Source organism: Streptomyces viridochromogenes (assembly GCF_001270495.1).
Taxonomy (GTDB): Bacteria; Actinomycetota; Actinomycetes; order Streptomycetales; family Streptomycetaceae; genus Streptomyces; species Streptomyces viridochromogenes_A.
Map to the genome: position 1 here is coordinate 1 of NZ_LGUR01000012.1, position 15,632 is coordinate 15,632.

General features: G+C 70.3%; 20 protein-coding genes. 12 read left to right on the forward strand and 8 right to left on the reverse strand.

Going from position 1 to position 15,632, the window contains the following annotated elements; all coding sequences use genetic code 11:
• From ADK36_RS03545 to ADK36_RS03555, 3 genes are all read left to right on the forward strand, one after another.
• Nucleotides 1–779, forward strand: a 779-nt coding sequence (locus ADK36_RS03545) for an energy-coupling factor ABC transporter ATP-binding protein (protein WP_159391082.1), incomplete at its 5' end; no start/stop codon positions are given.
• Complete coding sequence (locus tag ADK36_RS03550; RefSeq protein WP_053196337.1) at nucleotides 776–1,606, forward strand: ECF transporter S component; 831 nt, start codon at nucleotides 776–778, stop codon at nucleotides 1,604–1,606. The genes ADK36_RS03545 and ADK36_RS03550, both read left to right, overlap by 4 nt.
• Nucleotides 1,607–1,952: 346 nt before the next feature.
• Entirely contained in the window at nucleotides 1,953–2,369 is a 417-nt protein-coding gene (locus ADK36_RS03555) for a transglycosylase SLT domain-containing protein (RefSeq protein ID WP_048587159.1), read from the forward strand.
• An 86-nt stretch (nucleotides 2,370–2,455) separates the two neighbouring features.
• Here ADK36_RS03555 and ADK36_RS48665 read toward each other — a convergent pair whose 3' ends face one another.
• Both ADK36_RS48665 and ADK36_RS03560 read right to left on the reverse strand, forming a co-directional pair.
• Nucleotides 2,456–2,635, reverse strand: coding sequence for a hypothetical protein (locus ADK36_RS48665; protein WP_159029335.1), 180 nt, complete (start codon nucleotides 2,633–2,635; stop codon nucleotides 2,456–2,458).
• Nucleotides 2,636–2,719: 84 nt separating this feature from the next.
• Complete coding sequence (locus tag ADK36_RS03560) at nucleotides 2,720–3,955, reverse strand: cytochrome P450 (RefSeq protein ID WP_048587145.1); 1,236 nt, start codon at nucleotides 3,953–3,955, stop codon at nucleotides 2,720–2,722.
• A gap of 214 nt (nucleotides 3,956–4,169) precedes the next feature.
• On the opposite strand from ADK36_RS03560, the gene ADK36_RS03565 reads away from it, so the two are divergent.
• Together ADK36_RS03565 and ADK36_RS03570 are read left to right on the forward strand one after the other, a co-directional pair.
• Nucleotides 4,170–5,339, forward strand: a complete 1,170-nt coding sequence (locus ADK36_RS03565) for a steroid 3-ketoacyl-CoA thiolase (RefSeq protein WP_048587146.1) — start codon at nucleotides 4,170–4,172, stop codon at nucleotides 5,337–5,339.
• Nucleotides 5,340–5,348: 9 nt separating this feature from the next.
• Nucleotides 5,349–5,705 (forward strand): hypothetical protein, encoded by a 357-nt coding sequence (locus ADK36_RS03570; protein WP_053196339.1) that lies wholly within the window; start codon nucleotides 5,349–5,351, stop codon nucleotides 5,703–5,705.
• Between the two features lie 10 nt (nucleotides 5,706–5,715).
• On the opposite strand, the gene ADK36_RS03575 is transcribed toward ADK36_RS03570, so the two are convergent.
• The gene (locus ADK36_RS03575) at nucleotides 5,716–5,988 is read right to left on the reverse strand and encodes a DUF397 domain-containing protein (protein ID WP_048587148.1); all 273 of its coding nucleotides are present in this window, start codon (nucleotides 5,986–5,988) and stop codon (nucleotides 5,716–5,718) included.
• Nucleotides 5,948–6,799 carry a helix-turn-helix domain-containing protein gene (locus ADK36_RS03580; protein WP_048587149.1) on the reverse strand — a complete coding sequence of 284 codons (852 nt, stop codon included), beginning with the start codon at nucleotides 6,797–6,799 and terminating at the stop codon, nucleotides 5,948–5,950. Before ADK36_RS03580 ends, ADK36_RS03575 begins: the two co-directional genes overlap by 41 nt.
• Before the next feature lie 91 nt (nucleotides 6,800–6,890).
• On the opposite strand from ADK36_RS03580, the gene ADK36_RS03585 reads away from it, so the two are divergent.
• Together ADK36_RS03585 and ADK36_RS03590 are read left to right on the forward strand one after the other, a co-directional pair.
• A complete protein-coding gene (locus ADK36_RS03585) occupies nucleotides 6,891–7,328 on the forward strand; it encodes an ATP-binding protein (protein ID WP_048587150.1) in 438 nt (145 codons plus the stop codon).
• Between the two features lie 53 nt (nucleotides 7,329–7,381).
• Complete coding sequence (locus tag ADK36_RS03590) at nucleotides 7,382–9,016, forward strand: hypothetical protein (RefSeq protein ID WP_053196343.1); 1,635 nt, start codon at nucleotides 7,382–7,384, stop codon at nucleotides 9,014–9,016.
• On the opposite strand, the gene ADK36_RS03595 is transcribed toward ADK36_RS03590, so the two are convergent.
• Nucleotides 8,970–11,036 (reverse strand): bifunctional glycosyltransferase 87/phosphatase PAP2 family protein, encoded by a 2,067-nt coding sequence (locus tag ADK36_RS03595; RefSeq protein ID WP_048587151.1) that lies wholly within the window; start codon nucleotides 11,034–11,036, stop codon nucleotides 8,970–8,972. The genes ADK36_RS03590 and ADK36_RS03595 overlap by 47 nt on opposite strands.
• 138 nt (nucleotides 11,037–11,174) lie before the next feature.
• Between ADK36_RS03595 and ADK36_RS03600 the strand changes: the two genes are divergently transcribed.
• Both ADK36_RS03600 and ADK36_RS03605 read left to right on the forward strand, forming a co-directional pair.
• The gene (locus ADK36_RS03600; protein WP_048587152.1) at nucleotides 11,175–11,384 is read left to right on the forward strand and encodes a hypothetical protein; all 210 of its coding nucleotides are present in this window, start codon (nucleotides 11,175–11,177) and stop codon (nucleotides 11,382–11,384) included.
• A 149-nt stretch (nucleotides 11,385–11,533) separates the two neighbouring features.
• Nucleotides 11,534–12,205 (forward strand): O-methyltransferase, encoded by a 672-nt coding sequence (locus ADK36_RS03605; protein ID WP_048587153.1) that lies wholly within the window; start codon nucleotides 11,534–11,536, stop codon nucleotides 12,203–12,205.
• Between the two features lie 45 nt (nucleotides 12,206–12,250).
• On the opposite strand, the gene ADK36_RS03610 is transcribed toward ADK36_RS03605, so the two are convergent.
• Nucleotides 12,251–12,643, reverse strand: coding sequence for an FHA domain-containing protein (locus tag ADK36_RS03610; protein ID WP_048587154.1), 393 nt, complete (start codon nucleotides 12,641–12,643; stop codon nucleotides 12,251–12,253).
• A gap of 98 nt (nucleotides 12,644–12,741) precedes the next feature.
• Between ADK36_RS03610 and ADK36_RS03615 the strand changes: the two genes are divergently transcribed.
• Complete coding sequence (locus ADK36_RS03615) at nucleotides 12,742–13,182, forward strand: DUF1992 domain-containing protein (RefSeq protein ID WP_048587155.1); 441 nt, start codon at nucleotides 12,742–12,744, stop codon at nucleotides 13,180–13,182.
• Here the strand turns inward: ADK36_RS03615 and ADK36_RS03620 are convergent.
• Nucleotides 13,171–13,473 carry a hypothetical protein gene (locus ADK36_RS03620; protein WP_078916783.1) on the reverse strand — a complete coding sequence of 101 codons (303 nt, stop codon included), beginning with the start codon at nucleotides 13,471–13,473 and terminating at the stop codon, nucleotides 13,171–13,173. The genes ADK36_RS03615 and ADK36_RS03620 overlap by 12 nt on opposite strands.
• Nucleotides 13,474–13,478: 5 nt before the next feature.
• Nucleotides 13,479–14,159, reverse strand: coding sequence for a hypothetical protein (locus ADK36_RS03625; protein WP_048587157.1), 681 nt, complete (start codon nucleotides 14,157–14,159; stop codon nucleotides 13,479–13,481).
• Between the two features lie 133 nt (nucleotides 14,160–14,292).
• On the opposite strand from ADK36_RS03625, the gene ADK36_RS03630 reads away from it, so the two are divergent.
• Nucleotides 14,293–14,955, forward strand: a complete 663-nt coding sequence (locus tag ADK36_RS03630) for a dihydrofolate reductase family protein (RefSeq protein WP_048587158.1) — start codon at nucleotides 14,293–14,295, stop codon at nucleotides 14,953–14,955.
• A gap of 61 nt (nucleotides 14,956–15,016) precedes the next feature.
• Nucleotides 15,017–15,508 (forward strand): GNAT family N-acetyltransferase, encoded by a 492-nt coding sequence (locus ADK36_RS03635; protein ID WP_199830098.1) that lies wholly within the window; start codon nucleotides 15,017–15,019, stop codon nucleotides 15,506–15,508.
• The last annotated feature ends 124 nt before the right edge of the window (nucleotides 15,509–15,632 follow it).

Below are 15,632 nucleotides of genomic sequence, written 5' to 3' on the forward strand. Positions count from 1 at the left end.
CCCCCACCACCCCACCCTCCCCCCACACCGCCGAAGTGCAGGCCCTGGCCGTAACCCGCGACCGAATCCAAGCCCTACGCCACATAGACCTGACCGTCACCCCCGGCGAAACCATCGCCCTGATGGGCCGCAACGGCGCCGGAAAGTCCACGCTCCTCAACACCCTCGTCGGCCTGGTGGAACCGTCCGCCGGATCGGTCCAGGTCGGCGGAGCCACCCCTCACCGAACCGCCCCGAAGGACCTCGTACGCCGCGTGGGCCTGGTCCCCCAGGAACCCCGCGATCTGCTCTACGCCGACACGGTCCAAGCGGAGTGCGCCGCCGCCGACCAGGACGCCGGCGCACCCCCCGGCACCTGCCGCGCCCTCGTTTCCGAACTCCTCCCGGGACCGGGCATCGCGGACGACACCCACCCCCGCGACCTGTCCGAGGGCCAGCGCCTCACCCTCGCCCTGGCCGTGGTCCTGACCGCCGACCCGCCGCTTCTCCTCCTCGACGAACCGACCCGCGGCCTGGACTACGCGGCGAAGGCCCGCCTCGTCACGCTGCTGCGCGGCCTGGCCGCCCGAGGGCACGCCATCGTGCTGGCCACCCACGACGTGGAACTCGCCGCGGAGCTCGCGCACCGGGTCGTCCTGCTGGCCGACGGCGAGGTGATCGCCGACGGCCCGACCTCGGAGGTCGTCGTCTCGTCCCCGTCCTTCGCCCCGCAGGTGGCCAAGATCCTGGCGCCGCAAAGGTGGCTCACGGTCGCCGAGGTGCGCGAGGCCCTCGCATGACCAGCCACGACACCCCCCAGGCCAGGGCCGTCCGCCTGGGCCCCCGCTCCATCGCCGCCCTCACCCTGGTCAGCGCGGTCGGCGTCGCCGCGCTGGTCTGGCCCTTCTTCGCGCCGCCCGAGTCGGCGGTCGTCGCGCACAGCCAGGACGCGCCGTGGCTCTTCGCCTGTCTGCTCGTGCTGCTGGTCGCGATCGTCGCGGCGACGATCTCCGAGTCCGGTCTCGGGCCGAAGGCGGTCGCGATGCTCGGTGTGCTGGCCGCGGCCGGAGCCGCCCTGCGCCCGATCGGCGCCGGTACCGCCGGTCTCGAACCGATGTTCTTCCTGATGATCCTGAGCGGCCGTGTCCTCGGCCCCGGCTTCGGATTCGTGCTCGGTTCGCTGTCGATGTTCGCGTCGGCGCTGCTCACGGGCGGGGTGGGGCCATGGATGCCGTTCCAGATGCTCGCGATGGGCTGGATCACCATGGGGGCGGGGCTGCTGCCCGGCCAGGACCGTCTACGCGGTCGCGCGGAGCGCCTTCTCCTCTGCGCGTACGGCATCCCGGCGGCGTTCGCCTACGGCACGGTCACGAACCTGGCGGGCTGGACCTTCATGAGCAGCGCGGCCTCGAACATCTCCTTCGGCGGAGATCTCCCGGCCCTCACCAACCTGGCCCGCTTCGTCGCCTACGTCCTGGCCACCTCCCTGGGGTGGGACCTGGGCCGGGCGGTCACCACCGTCGTCCTGACCCTCACCCTCGGCCCGGTGATCCTCCGCGCCCTGCGCCGAGCCACCCGCCGCGCGGCTTTCGAGAGCCCGGTCACGTTCGACACTCCCTCAGGGTGAAGGGGCACGCGCACACCGTCACACCCCCGGTGAAGCACCCCACATGACCCACATCACCTACTACCTGACCTAGTCGGGCAAATAGGACGCCATGTCCACGCCATAACCGTCCCTGACCTGCACATTGAGAGCCAGGTCACACGATCAACCGTCGCCCCGCATACGACCGCAACTAGCAAATGCCCTCATTGCGGACGCCTTCCCGGCCTGGTTGTGTGGAGGACGTCGCACGGCGCCGACGTGCCCTCAGGGCCGCGGCGCCGACGTATGCCCCCGCCTCGCATCGCATCGCGTGGTTCCGGCATGCCCGCGATCCGATGTCCCCGAAGAAAGGCTCCCCGTGACCGTGTCCGTCGTTTCCTCCTTCCGCCGCATCTCCGCCCCGAAGAAGGCCCTCACGGGTGTCGCCCTGGCCGCGGCCACCGCCGGCACCCTGTTCGCCGCCGCGCCCGCGCAGGCCGCGACGACCGAGGCCGGTTCGGCGCAGCAGATCGCGCAGAAGATGATCTCGGACTCGGCCCAGTACCAGTGCTTCTCCAAGATCGTGGACCACGAGAGCGACTGGAACGTCAACGCCACCAACGCCTCCAGCGGCGCCTACGGCCTCGTCCAGGCCCTGCCGGGCAACAAGATGGCCTCGGCCGGCTCCGACTGGAAGACCAACGCGGCCACCCAGATCAAGTGGGGCGTGGACTACATGAAGGACCGCTACGGCAGCCCGTGCGGCGCGTGGAACTTCTGGCAGTCGAACGGCTGGTACTGAGCCTTGGCCTGAGCCGACACCGCCAGACAGACCGAAGGCGGCGGCCCCCGATCCCCGGGGCCGCCGCCTTCGCCATGTCCGCTTCCCTAGTCGCGCCGCCCCGCCACCGCGTCGACGACGAAGCCGACGGCCAGGAGCGTCACGACGAAGAGCAGCACCATCACGACATGCCGCGTGTTGCCCGGATCGGTGAAGGAGGGGCCGGCGCCCCAGGAGACTGCTACGGCTGCGGCGATCGGCACCGATCGCATCATGATCTTTCGCACAGGGGTGAGGGTAACCGAGGGGTCTCGGGGGAGGCAGGAACGGGGCGTGGGGATAGGGGGTGCTCCTGCCTCCCTCGGGACAGGTCAGCCGGAGCTGACCTGCAGTTCCTTCACACCGTTGATCCACGCGGAGCGCAGCCGGCGGGGGTCCCCGACCAGCCGTAGGTCGGGCATGGCGTCGGCCACGGCGTTGAAGATGAGGTCGATCTCCAGGACCGCGAGGGACTTGCCCAGGCAGAAGTGGGGACCGCCGCCGCCGAATCCGAGGTGGGGGTTGGGGTCGCGGGTGATGTCGAAGGTGTCGGGATTCTCGAAGACCTCGGGGTCGTGATTCGCCGAGGCATAGAAGATGCCTACCCGCTCACCCTTCTTTATGCGCTTCCCGCCCAACTCCGTGTCCTGAGTCGCCGTCCGCTGGAAGGACACGACGGGGGTCGCCCAGCGGACGATCTCCTCGGCCGCCGTCGCCGGGCGCTCCCGTTTGTACAGCTCCCACTGGTCGGGGTGGGTGAGGAAGGCGTGCATGCCGTGGGTGATGGCGTTGCGGGTGGTCTCGTTGCCCGCCACCGCCAGCATCAGCACGAAGAACCCGAACTCGTCGGAGCGCAGGTTGCCTTCGTCCTCGGCCGCCACCAGCGTGCTGACGAGGTCCTTCGCCGGGCACTCCTTCCGGTCGGCGGCCATGTTCATCGCGTACGCGATGAGTTCGGTGGCCGACTCCTGCCCGACCTCCTCGGTGATGGCGTACTCGGGATCGTCGTACGCGATCATCTTGTTGGACCAGTCGAAGATCTTGGCCCGGTCGTCCTGCGGGATGCCGATGAGCTCGGCGATGGCCTGGAGGGGCAGTTCGCAGGCGACCTCGGTGACGAAGTCGAAGGGGCCGGAGCGGTCACGGGCGTTCGCGGCGATCGTCAGCGCACGCGTCCGCAGGCGCTCCTCCAGGGCCCGGATGGCGCGCGGGGTGAAGACGCGCTGGACGATCTGGCGGACCCGGGTGTGCTCGGGCGGGTCCATGTTCAGCAGGATCAGCCGCTGGGCATCGATGGCGTCGCGCTCGATGTGCTCGTTGAAGCGGATGATCGCCGTGTTGAGGGTGGACGAGAACAACTCCGGGTGCGTCGACACGTACTTGACGTCCGCGTGCCGGGTCACCGCCCAGTAGCCCTCGTCCTGGAACCCGGCCACGTTGCCCGACTGCGGGATCCAGCGGACCGGTTCGGCCCGGCGCAGCTCGGCGAACTCCGGGAGGGGTACGCGATGGTGCAGCACATCGGGGTCGGTGAAGTCGAACCCGTCGGGCAGCGCTGGACAGGTCATGGACAGCTCCTGACGGTCCATCAGCAAAGAGGGTCGTCGTGACGGTAGTAACGGGTTCTACAACTGGCAAGAGCCATGAACGTCCCAGTTGCCCGCACACCCCTTGCCGTCACTGAAGTTCCGTCAGCACACTGCAAGACAGAACTAGAACGCGTACCAGTTCCGCCCGTTCCGCCGAGTCCCCCCGCAGAGCCCTCGGAGAGGATCCGCACCCATGGCTGCCGAACCCGTGATCGTCGAAGCCGTACGCACCCCGATCGGCAAGCGCGGCGGCGCGCTCGCCAACCTCCACCCCGCCTATCTCCTGGGCGAGACCTACCGCGAACTCCTGGGCCGCACCGGTATCCCCGCAGACTGCGTCGAGCAGATCGTCGGCGGCACGGTGACCCACGCCGGCGAACAGTCCATGAACCCGGCGCGCACGGCCTGGCTGACGATGGGCCTGCCGTACGAGACGGCGGCGACGACGGTCGACTGCCAGTGCGGCTCCTCGCAGCAGGCCTCGCACATGACGGCCAACATGATCGCGGCGGGCGTCATCGACGTCGGGATCAGCTGCGGCGTCGAGGCGATGTCCCGGGTGCCGCTGGGGTCGGGATCCAAGCACGGGCCCGGAAAGCCGTTCCCGGACGAGTGGAACGTGGACCTGCCCAACCAGTTCGAGGCGGCGGAACGGATCGCCCGCCACCGGGGCTTGACCAGGGAGAACGTCGACTCACTCGGGCTGCTCTCACAGGAACGGGCCGCCGCCGCCTGGGCGGAGGAGCGGTTCAAGCGGGAGACGTTCGCCGTCCAGGTCCCGACGACGGAGGACGAGCAGCGCGCCGGGCAGGGCATGTGGCGGCTCGTCGACAAGGACGAGGGCCTGCGCGACACGTCCATGGAGGCGCTGGCCGGGCTCAAGCCGGTCATGCCGACGGCCGTTCACACGGCGGGCAACTCGTCCCAGATCAGCGACGGCGCGGCAGCCATCATGTGGGCGTCGAAACGGATGGCCCGTGCGCTGAAGCTGCGGCCGAGGGCGCGGATCGTGGCCCAGGCCCTGGTGGGCTCCGACCCGCACTTCCACCTCGACGGGCCGATCGACGCGACCAAGGCGGTGCTGGGCAAGGCCGGGATGTCCTTGAAGGACATCGACCTCGTCGAGATCAACGAGGCCTTCGCGTCCGTGGTGCTGAGCTGGGCGCAGGTCTTCGAGCAGGACCTGGAGAAGGTGAACGTGAACGGTGGCGGGATCGCGCTCGGGCACCCGGTCGGGGCCACCGGGGCCCGGCTGATCACTACCGCACTGCATGAACTGGAGCGTGCGGACAAGGAGTTCGCGCTGGTGACGATGTGCGCGGGAGGTGGACTCGCCACCGGGACGATCATTCAGCGGCTGTAGCCTCGGGGCATGAGGACGCGCACCCTGAGGTTCGGTTTGTACGCGGACGAGCAAGGGCTCGCATGGGTCAGAGGCCTCGTGGACGAGGCCGTGGGCGCACGCGAGGCCCGGCTCGTCGACGTGACGGTCGCGCACACGTTTCCCGCGAGCGGGATGACGACCGCTGACCTGTACGACCATCTCGCGGAGCAGTGGGGATGGGAGAACCCCGGTCAGAGCCACGGCGCCCGGGAAGCGGTCGAACTGCGGGTCCGGTTGGCCTGTTCCCTGCGGACGTGGCGGGCGGTCCGGAAGACGGTGATCAGGGAGCTGTGCCCGGAAGGAGCCGCGCCGCACACCTGCCGGGTGCCGTGGGCCGCTGCGTGAGCGCTCCGCGCTAGTTGTGCGCCGTCCAGTTGACGAAGGTGGTGAACGCGGCGGGGTCGAGGGTGACGATTGGCCCCGCCGGGTTCTTGGAGTCGCGGATGGCGATGGTGGTGTGGGGGGTTTCGGCGATCTCGATGCATTCGCCGCCCTGATCGCCGCTGTGCGAGGACTTGCGCCAGGCCAGGGCGCCGAGCGGCGCGCATTCGACACACTGGCCGCCTTCATCACCGCTGTAGCTGGACTTACGCCACTGGATCCCCGTCAGAATCTCGGTGCTCTCCATAACGCTCCTCCATTACGCGCCGCATCAACTCCGCCGAGTCCTTGATGGAGAGTGCGGCGGCTTGCAGATGATCGTAACGGAGCGAGCAGATCCTGACGGTCTCCGGGTTAGCGGTCGGATGCCCGCTGCCGCCGTATCCCTCCGTGTAAACAATGGTCGGGTCGCTCGCAAAGCGGTAGACGTCGAACGAGCCTTGCAGTCCCGCATGCGCCCCGGCGGAGAACGGCAACACCTGAATGTTGACCCGGGGATTGCCCTCGAAGGACAACAAGTGCGCGAGTTGTTCCCGCATGGTCTCCCGGCCACCGATCTCCAGATACAGCGCGGCCTCGCTCAGGATCGCCCAGAAGACCGGGGGCTCCTGCTTCTCAAGGATGCGCTGACGGGCCAGCCGGACCTCCGTGCGGTCGTCGAGGTCGGTTTCGTCCAGCACACCGAGCACGGCGCGAGCGTATGCCCTGGTCTGGAGGAGACCGAGAACCATGTGGTCCTGGAAGGAGCAGATCTCGACCGCCCGCACCTCCAACTCCGCCACCTGCTGAAACCAGGCCGGAAGTTGACTACGCATCACCAGCTCATGCAGCCGCGACAGCGCCCCGCCCGTCCCCAGCGCGATGTCCACCCGCTCACTGAACGGCAACGTCGGCAGTTTCCGGGCCGTCTCGATCTGGCCGACCAGGGAACCGGTGCAGTAGACGATGTCCCCGAGCTGTTTCTGCGTCAGCGAGGCGGCCTCGCGGTGGCGGCGTAGCTCGAAGCCGTAGTAGTCGAGGGGCGAGGCGCCCGGGTCAAGGGTGTTGATGTGGGTCACGCGGAACCCCTCTCACGCAACTGGGCCAAATTCGGGACCCGTTGTATCCGTCCTGTAGCCCAAAGTAGTTGTGCGAGGTCACGCTCGTACCGTGAATCGATACATTCCCCCCACCTACCTGGCCCCCTTCCGTCACCAGTACCGCCTGCGCCTGACCGTCGGCGAACACTCGGCCCGGCACATCCGCGCCATCGCGCGCTCGCTGCTCGGCGAGTGGAGCATGCGCGAGCTGGCCGACGCCGTGGAGCTGGGCGTGACCGAGCTGGTCGCCAATGTCGTACGGCATGTTCCGGACCGGCGGTGTGAGGTGCTGCTCCTGCGGCAGACGCGCGGGGTACGGGTGGAGGTGGCGGACGGCTTCGGGCAACTCCCCGTGTTCCACGCCGAGTCGGCGCCGGAGGACGAGGGCGGCCGGGGGCTCCTGCTGCTGGACGCGGTGTCCGACAAGTGGGGTGTGGACCGTCGGCACGGTGGCGGCAAATCGGTGTGGTTCGAGTGCGGCCGAAACGGAGGGGACCTTCGCACTTGATCCGCCTCGGTGCGGCGGTAAACGCTCCCCCGCCCTTGCACGTCTACGAACACGTGGTCCCTGCCGAACTCGCCGTCACCAGGCCCGAGTACACACCCCCACTGCGGAATCACCACCTCCGCGGGTTCTGGCACCGCCGTCGCGTCCCCCTCCTCGCCACTCTCCCCACCCTCCCGCTCTACGCGGTCTGGGCCCTGTTCCTCGCCACCGGCGGTGGCGACCTGGCCGCCCAGGACGCGTGGGCCGGCTTCGCGACGCGGCACGGTGGCTCGGCGTACAACCTCTTCTGGTACGGCGGGACGCACACCGCCAACTACAGCCTGATATCGCCCTACTTGATGGCCGCGCTGGGCGTGCGCACGGTCACCTTGCTGGCCGGGGTGGCGGCGACCTGGCTCGCGGCCGTCCTGATCACCCGGGTCGAGGGGCTCCGAAGACCCCTCGGCCCGGCCCTGCTCGCGTCGTTCGCCCTGTGGTGCAACGTGGCCTCCGGCCGCACGACCTTCGCGCTCGGCGTGGCCTTCGGGCTGGCCGCCTGTCTGCTGCTGTCCCGTGAGAGACGGGTCGTCCTCGCAGCCGCGTATGCCGCCCTCGCGACGATGGCGAGCCCGGTGGCCGGGCTGTTCCTGGTGGTCGTGGGCGCCGCCTTCCTCCTCACCCGGGACTACCGCCGCGCCCTCACGCTGCTCCTGCCGCCTGCGGTCACCGTGAGTGTGACGGCCCTTCTCTTCCCCTTCAAGGGCGAGCAGTTGATGTTCGCGGACCGCATCTGGCCGCCGTTCTTCCTGGGCCTGGCCGTCACGTTCCTCGCCCCGCGCTCGTGGCGGGTCGCCCGCTGGAGCGGTGGCGTCTACGCGGCCGGGGCCGTCCTGACGTATCTCATCCCCTCCCCCATCGGCACGAACGTCGAGCGCTTCGCCGAACTCTTCGCCCCCGCGGCCCTCCTCGCCGTCCTGGTCGCCCAGCCCCGGCTCGCGAAGGTCCGCCGGAGACTGCTGATCACCGCGCTGGTCCTCTCCGTGGCCTGGGTCGGCAAGAAGACCGCCGACGACCTCTACGTCTCCACCGTCGTGCCGGCCTGGGCCACCGAGACCCACGGAGTGGTCCGCGCCCTGGACCGCCTCGGCGCCGACCGCACCCGCGTCGAGGTCGTCCCGGCCCGCAACCACCGCGAGGCCAGCGGCCTCGCCCCGCACGTCAACATGGCCCGCGGCTGGAACCGGCAGCTCGACATGGAGCGGGCCCGCCTGTTCTACGACGGCTCCTTCTCGGCCGCCACCTACCGGGCGTGGCTGGACCGCTGGGCCGTCGGCTACGTCGTCCTCCCGCTCGGCAAGCCCGACGGGTACGCCGAGGTCGAGGCGCGTCTCCTCCGCGATCACCGGCCCGAGTGGCTGGAGCCGGTCTGGCAGGACGCGCACTGGCGGGTGTTCCGGGTGCGCGACGCGGTACCGCTGGTGTCGGGTCCCGCGACCGTCGTGTCGACGTCCAGCGCCGACGTCGTCCTACACATGCCGAGGGCGGGCACGGCCACCATCCGCATCGCCCATTCACCGTGGCTGCGTGTGGACGGCGGCGGATGCCTCGCCCCCCAGGGCGAGTTCACCCGCCTCACGGCTTCCGCCCCCGGCGACTACCGGCTCAGCTCGGAGTACGGTCCTTCGGCGGAGCCGGGGAGCCACTGCTGACCGCGTCCTTCTCCGCCACCGCCACCGCCGTCACCGTCCTGGCCCGCGGTCCCTGGAACAGGTACGTCACCCCGAAGCCGGCGCCCACGACGACCGCGCCGCCGACCGCGTCCAGGATCCAGTGGTTGCCGGTGACGACGATCGCGGTGACCGTGAGGAGGGGATGCAGCAGGCCCAGGGCCTTCATCCACCACCTGGGGGCGAGGACGAGGATGACCAGGCCGCACCAGAGGGACCAGCCGAAGTGCAGGGACGGCATCGCCGCGTACTGGTTGGTGAGTTCGGTGAGCGTGCCGTAGTCGGGCTGAGTGAAGTCCTGCGGGCCGTGGACCGTGTCGATGAAGCCGAGGCCGGGCATCAGGCGGGGCGGGGCGAGCGGGTAGAGCCAGAAGCCGAGCAGGGCGAACACCGTCGCGAAGCCGATCGCGGTGCGGGCCCAGCGGTAGTCGACGGGGCGGCGCCAGTACAGGACGGCGAGGATCGTGAGCGGGACGCCGAAGTGGAACGACTCGTAGTAGAAGTCGAAGAAGTCCCGGAGCCGGTCGACCTTCACGACGGCGTGGTTGGCCCAGTACTCGATGTCGATGCGCAGGGCACGCTCGATGGAGTGGACCTCCGCGCCGTTCTCCTCCGCGGCGCTCCGGCCCGCCGAGTTGGAGCCACCGGCCGCGGCGAGGCGGATCTGGGCGTACGCGTAGTAGGTGACCCGGATCAGCAGCAGCTCGAAGAGCAGGTTCGGACGGCTGAGCACCCGGCGCAGGAACGGCACCAGCGGGACGCGCCCGAAGCGGGACGGGACCGGGTCGGCGTACCGGGTGGGGAGCGGTGTCTGCCAGTACGGCGACGTACGCGACACGAACGGGACGACGGCGGCCGTGGCGAGCGCGGCCAGGAGGATCAGGTCGGCGCGCAGCGGCTGGAAGATCACCTTGTCCGGCACCATCGTCCTCGCGGGCAGCGTCATCACCAGGACGACGGCGACCGGCCACACGTACCGGTCGCCCGCTCGCCTGCCGACCTGGCCGACGACCGCGAGCAGCACCCACAGCAGCTGGTGCTGCCAGGCGGTCGGCGAGACGACGATGGCGGCACAGCCGGTGATCGCCACGGCCAGCAGCAGCTGGCCGTCGTGGGCGTAGCGCACGGCGCGGCGCATCGCGAGGACGGCGACGGCGGCGCCGAGGAGCAGGAAGAGGGCGATCTCCAGCGGGCCGGTCAGCCCCAGCCGGAGCAGGGCGCCGTGCAGGGACTGGTTGCCGAGGTCGTCGGCGCTGCCACCGAGGCCGACGCCGGCCATGTGGTGCACCCAGTAGGTGTACGAGTCGCGCGGCATCGCCGCCCAGGCGAGCACCGTGCTCGCGGCGAACGTGGCGCCCGCGGCGAGCGCGGCCCGGCGCCGGCCGGTGAACCACAGCAGCGGGGTGAACAGCAGCAGGGTCGGCTGGAGCGCCGCCGCGAGGCCGATCAGCACGCCGCTCGCCCGTTCCCCCCGTACGGCGAAGCAGCCGAGCAGGACGAGCAGCACCGGCATGATGCTGGTCTGGCCGAGGTAGAGCGTGTTGCGCACCGGCAGCGACAGCATCAGCAGGCTGATCGCGACGGGCGCGGCGAGCAGGGAGGTCCGCCGGCTCGTCGGCTGCGGCAGGGCGCGGGCGGCGACCAGGCCGAGGGCGACGACGAGCAGCAGCGTGCCGAAGGTCCAGCCCCAGCCGAGGGCCTGTTCGGCGGCGCGGGTGAGGGGTTTGAGGACGAGTCCGCCGAACGGCGTACCGGTGAACTGCGTCGACTCGTACAGCGAACCGTTCACATGCAGGACGCCTTCCGGCCCGACCCAGGTCTCCAGGTCCGTCAGCCGTTCCCCGCGCGGTGTACTGAGGACGACGGCCAGCTGCCGCACGGCGAGTATCGCGGCGACCAGCCACAGGCCGAGCCGCGTCAGGCGCAGGCGTGCCTGGACCGTGCCGACGGCCGTGGCTCCGAGTGCCTCCGCCGGTCGCCCACCGTGTTCCGCGTTCGCCACGCCCGTCGGCCTCCCGACCCGGTCGCTTCAGGCTCAATTACACCTTTTGCCCGGATGACGATAGTCGTGCGCGGTTTCACTTGCCTCCGCTGAGGCCGCCGCGAGTTCCCGCGCCCCGAGGGCATCTCCGGCGACCACGTGCCGCGCCGGGCGGCGGCCGACGACGCCTTCCAGCAGGTGATCCACGAGGACCGGCTGCGCACGGCGGCCGGCCTCCCCGCCTGGCTGCTGACGGTGACCGGCGGACTCGCCCTGGCCGTGACGACGACGGCCGTGCTCGCCGTACGCCGGTCCCGGCGCCCGGAGGCGCCCCCACCCCCGACGCGGCCGCCTGCGCCGATCGGTTGAATCCAGGATCCTGGAAACCCCGACGGGGAAACGGAAATCCCCGACACGGAAATCCCCGACGGGGCGCGGCGCACGCGACTATATTCGTTAGCGCATCTAGTTAGCGCTTCTACTTACCGCTTCTAACTAGCTATCCGAAAGGTAAGGCGATGAGCGAGTCGCAGCTCTGGGACGACGTCGACGAATACTTCTCCGCCCACCTCTCACCGGAGGACGAGACCCTCCAGGCGACCCTGCGCGACAGCGACGCTGCCGAGCTCCCGCCCGTGAGCGTCACCGCGCCCCAGGGCAAGCTCCTCCAGCTCCTCGCCCAGATCCAGGGCGCCCGCAACATCCTGGAGATCGGCACACTCGGCGGCTACAGCACCATCTGGCTGGCCCGCGCCCTGCCCGCCGACGGCCGCCTGATCTCGCTGGAGTACAGCCCCAAGCACGCCGAGGTCGCCACCCGCAACATCGCGCGGGCAGGGCTGGACAAGGTCGCCGAGGTGCGGGTCGGCCCGGCCCTGGAGTCGCTGCCCAAGCTGGCCGACGAGAACCCGGCCCCCTTCGACCTGGTCTTCATCGACGCCGACAAGGCCAACAACCCCCACTACGTCGAGTGGGCCCTCCGGCTCACGAGCACGGGCAGCCTGATCGTCGTGGACAACGTGGTGCGCGGCGGCCGGGTCGCCGACGCCGAGAGCGCGGCGCCGGACGTCCAGGGCACCCGCACCGCGATCGAACTGATCGGCAGCCACCCGAGGTTGAGCGGCACGGCGATCCAGACGGTGGGCAGCAAGGGCTACGACGGCTTCGCACTGGCCCGCGTCCTGGCGTGAGCCACGCGCCCCGGGGTACCCCCCGAGGCCGCGGCCCGGGGTGGCTCAAGCCTCGTGATAGAAGCCGACGTTGACGCTGCGCGGCGCGGTGCGGTCCTGGACGACGATCTCGCCGCTGCCGCCCCTCGGCAGCGGCACGGTCCCGCCGTAGCCGATCGGCTGGGCGAAGTCCCCCACCGTGAGCCGCACCTCGGAGGACGGGTCGGGCTGCGAGCCGCGCAGCCAGGTCACCTGCCAGGTGCCGTCGGGCCCGCACAGGAACTCCAGGTGGACCCGCGACACGAACAGCCAGTCGTCCGGCGTCGAGAGCCGGCACACCGTCTTGTCCCGGCCCACCCGCAGCACGGCACCCGGCTCGCTGGGCGCGTCGGCCATGAGCATGCCGGCCGTGGCACCCTCGTCCGCCGCGGACACGGCGGCCATGGTGAGTTCGAGCACGTGCGCTCCTCCTGAAACGTCCTTGTGGGGCAGCCGTTTTGGCCACCGACGCCGCATGATAAATCGCCCGGCACCGCCGCGTCCGGCACAATGAACTCATGACCGAGCGAAAGCCTCCCGGGGTCCCGTTCGAGTCCTGGGTGGACAAGCAGATCCACGACGCACAGGAGCGCGGCGACTTCGAGAGCCTGCCGGGGGCCGGCAAACCACTGCCGCCCGATCTGGAATCCCCGTACGACGAACTGTGGTGGGTCAAGCGCAAGATGGCCCGCGAGGGCCTGTCGGTCCTGCCCCCGGCGCTGGCGCTGCGCAAGGAGGCGGAGGACGCGCTGACGGCGGCGTACGCGGCCAAGTCCGAACAGGCCGTCCGAAAGATCATCACGGACGTCAACGCCAAGATCCGCGACATGCTCCTGAAGCCGCCGCCCGGCCCTCCCCTGGGCCGCAAGCCGTACGACGTGGAACAGGTCGTACGGGAGTGGCAGGAGAGACGCCGGACGGCGGAAGGGACGAATGCGCCAGGAGTGTCAGAGCCGTAGCAGCCGTTCCGCCAGCTCCCGGTAGTCACGCAGCGCGAGCCGGAGCTGCTCGGTGTCGGCCTGCTCGTCCGCCGACTGCCAGGTCCCGCGCAGCGTACGGCGGCGCTGTGTGACCGCCTCGGTGAAGCGGGCGGTCAGCTCCTCCAGCACCTGGTCGGCCTCCTCGACGGCGGCCCGGGGGCCGTCCACGAATCCGGAGACGGCGTGCTGGAGCTGGAGCCCGAACTTGTCGGACTCGTCGCGCGGGAAGACCGCGGTCACTTCGCGCCCGGTCGTCGTCGCGTCCGTCATGCCCCTCAACTCCCCTTCGCGTGACGCCCGGTGAAGGCCCACGGCAGATGGCCACGATGCCCGTCGGAGCCCTTCCGGAACTCACGGGGCCCATGCGACTCCCGCGAGCCCCCGCGCTGACGCTCGACCGGCCCGCTCAAGTCCTCGAACAGGGACCGGGCCTCAATCATGGCCTCGCGCATCTCCTCCGTACCCGGCCTCCCACCGTCCCGTCCGTCACTCACGGACGCGTGGGCGAGGCGGTGCACATGCCGGTACCCCTGCACATGGCGCGCGTGGTGCACGGACAGAGCGGAGAGCTGCTCCTCGTACTGCGCGCCGTCCGGAAACCCGCGCGCCTGTGCCAGATCCGCTAGCAGCCGGTCGGCCTCGTCCACGGCCTCCTTGGGCGAGTCGACGAAGTGCTCCTGGGCCGCCGTCCACCGAGACTCGAACCGCTGGGCCTCCTCCGGCTCCAACTCCCGCTCCCGCAGCCCGCCGTGCCGCTCCACCCGCTGGGCGAGCTCACGCTCGGCGGCCTTGGCGTCCCCGTCGTGCCGGGCCACGGCCCGCTCGTATTCGGGCCCGAAGCGCCGCTTCAGCCCCTGACCGCTCTGCGCACCCCGGGCCCGCAGAGCCAGGACGGCCGCGCCGAGCACAGCCACGACCGCCACTACCACGACCAAAATGATCACACTTGTGGACATGTATGCCGGGTTGCCCGCGGGAAGCACCTCAAACGGCCGCCGAATCGGCCACCCCCGGCGTGTCGATTCGGCGGCGCCCCGATCGACGTCATGGTGAAAGGCGTTGACCGCACAAGGAAGGGAAGGGCCCGCCATGTCACTCGCCCGCGTCCATAACTTCTCCATCTCGCTCGACGGCTTCGGCACCGGTGAGGGCCAGAGCCGGGACACACCGTTCGGCCACGCCGGTGAAAGGCTGCACGAGTGGATGTTCGCCACCGGCTTCTGGCACCGCATGACCGGCCGTTCCGGCGGATCCGGCGGCGTCGACGACGCCTTCGCACGGCAGCACGGCCCGGGGATCGGTGCCGAGATCATGGGCGCCGGGAAGTTCGGCCCGCCCGGCTGGCACAAGGACCCGGAATGGAAGGGGTGGTGGGGCCCCAACCCGCCCTTCCACACGCCGACCTTCGTCCTCACCCATCACCCTCGCCCGTCGATCGAGATGGAGGGCGGCACGACGTTCCACTTCCTCGACGCGTCGCCCGCCCAGGCACTGGAGACGGCCCGCGAGGCCGCGGGCGGTCAGGACGTACGCATCGGCGGCGGTGTCACCCTGCTCCGCGACTTCCTCGCCGCCGAGCTCATCGACCACATGCACATCGTGGTGGCCCCGATCCTGCTCGGCCGAGGCGAACGCCTCTGGGACGGACTGGAGGGCCTGGAGCAGGCCTACGACATCGAGGCCCTCTCCTCCCCCAGCGGAGTCACACACCTTTCGTTCACCCGCACGGCCTCGGCCGAGGAACGCGGATAGCCCGAGAAGCCACACAAATTGGCTTGCGGGGCCGCCAACACCCCTCCCCACAATGACCGCCATGACCTGGACCATCACCCCGGAACCCCCCGACTCCCCCACCGCCACCGCGCTCTGGCGGGCGTACTACACGGAGGTCAGCGACCGCTACTACCTCCTGCACGAGGGACGCCGTACGGCCCCGGACGAACTGGAACGCGAGATCGCCGCCCACACCGGGGACGACCTCCGGCTCCCCAAGGGCCAGTTGCTGGTGGCCCGGCACAACGACACCCCGGCGGGCTCAGCGGGCGTAAGACTCCTGGCCCCGGAAACCGCCGAACTGACCCGCGTGTTCATCCACAAGCCGATGCGCGGCAAGGGCGGCGCCCCCCTCCTGATCCAGACCGCCGAACACACACCCCGAACCCTGGGCGCCCCCCGCATAATCTTGGACACCCGCCACGACCTGACAGAGGCCCGCGCCCTCTACACAAAGCTCGGCTACGAGGAAACGCCCCCACACAACAACGACCCCTACGCAGAACACTGGTTCACCAAGCCCCTGCACTGAAGCCCAGCCGGGCCCCCACGAGCCCGCAGCCGCCCACGGCGGGAAGGGGACGTGCCGGGGGGTGTCCGCCCGCAGAGTCCGGTGTCAAGAAACGGCACCTCCAGCGCAAGGCCCACCACCGGAC

What these genes read in the sequence shown, in the direction of transcription:
- ADK36_RS03605 (WP_048587153.1), top strand. Translation starts at nt 11,534, where the DNA reads ATGAGCGAGTCGCAGCTCTGGGACGACGTCGACGAATACTTCTCCGCC.
- ADK36_RS03635 (WP_199830098.1), top strand. Translation starts at nt 15,017, where the DNA reads ATGACCTGGACCATCACCCCGGAACCCCCCGACTCCCCCACCGCCACC.
- ADK36_RS03630 (WP_048587158.1), top strand. Translation starts at nt 14,293, where the DNA reads ATGTCACTCGCCCGCGTCCATAACTTCTCCATCTCGCTCGACGGCTTC.
- ADK36_RS03575 (WP_048587148.1), bottom strand. Translation starts at nt 5,988, where the DNA reads ATGGAGAGCACCGAGATTCTGACGGGGATCCAGTGGCGTAAGTCCAGC.
- ADK36_RS03560 (WP_048587145.1), bottom strand. Translation starts at nt 3,955, where the DNA reads ATGACCTGTCCAGCGCTGCCCGACGGGTTCGACTTCACCGACCCCGAT.
- ADK36_RS03550 (WP_053196337.1), top strand. Translation starts at nt 776, where the DNA reads ATGACCAGCCACGACACCCCCCAGGCCAGGGCCGTCCGCCTGGGCCCC.
- ADK36_RS03620 (WP_078916783.1), bottom strand. Translation starts at nt 13,473, where the DNA reads ATGACGGACGCGACGACGACCGGGCGCGAAGTGACCGCGGTCTTCCCG.
- ADK36_RS03625 (WP_048587157.1), bottom strand. Translation starts at nt 14,159, where the DNA reads ATGTCCACAAGTGTGATCATTTTGGTCGTGGTAGTGGCGGTCGTGGCT.
- ADK36_RS03615 (WP_048587155.1), top strand. Translation starts at nt 12,742, where the DNA reads ATGACCGAGCGAAAGCCTCCCGGGGTCCCGTTCGAGTCCTGGGTGGAC.
- ADK36_RS03565 (WP_048587146.1), top strand. Translation starts at nt 4,170, where the DNA reads ATGGCTGCCGAACCCGTGATCGTCGAAGCCGTACGCACCCCGATCGGC.
- ADK36_RS03570 (WP_053196339.1), top strand. Translation starts at nt 5,349, where the DNA reads ATGAGGACGCGCACCCTGAGGTTCGGTTTGTACGCGGACGAGCAAGGG.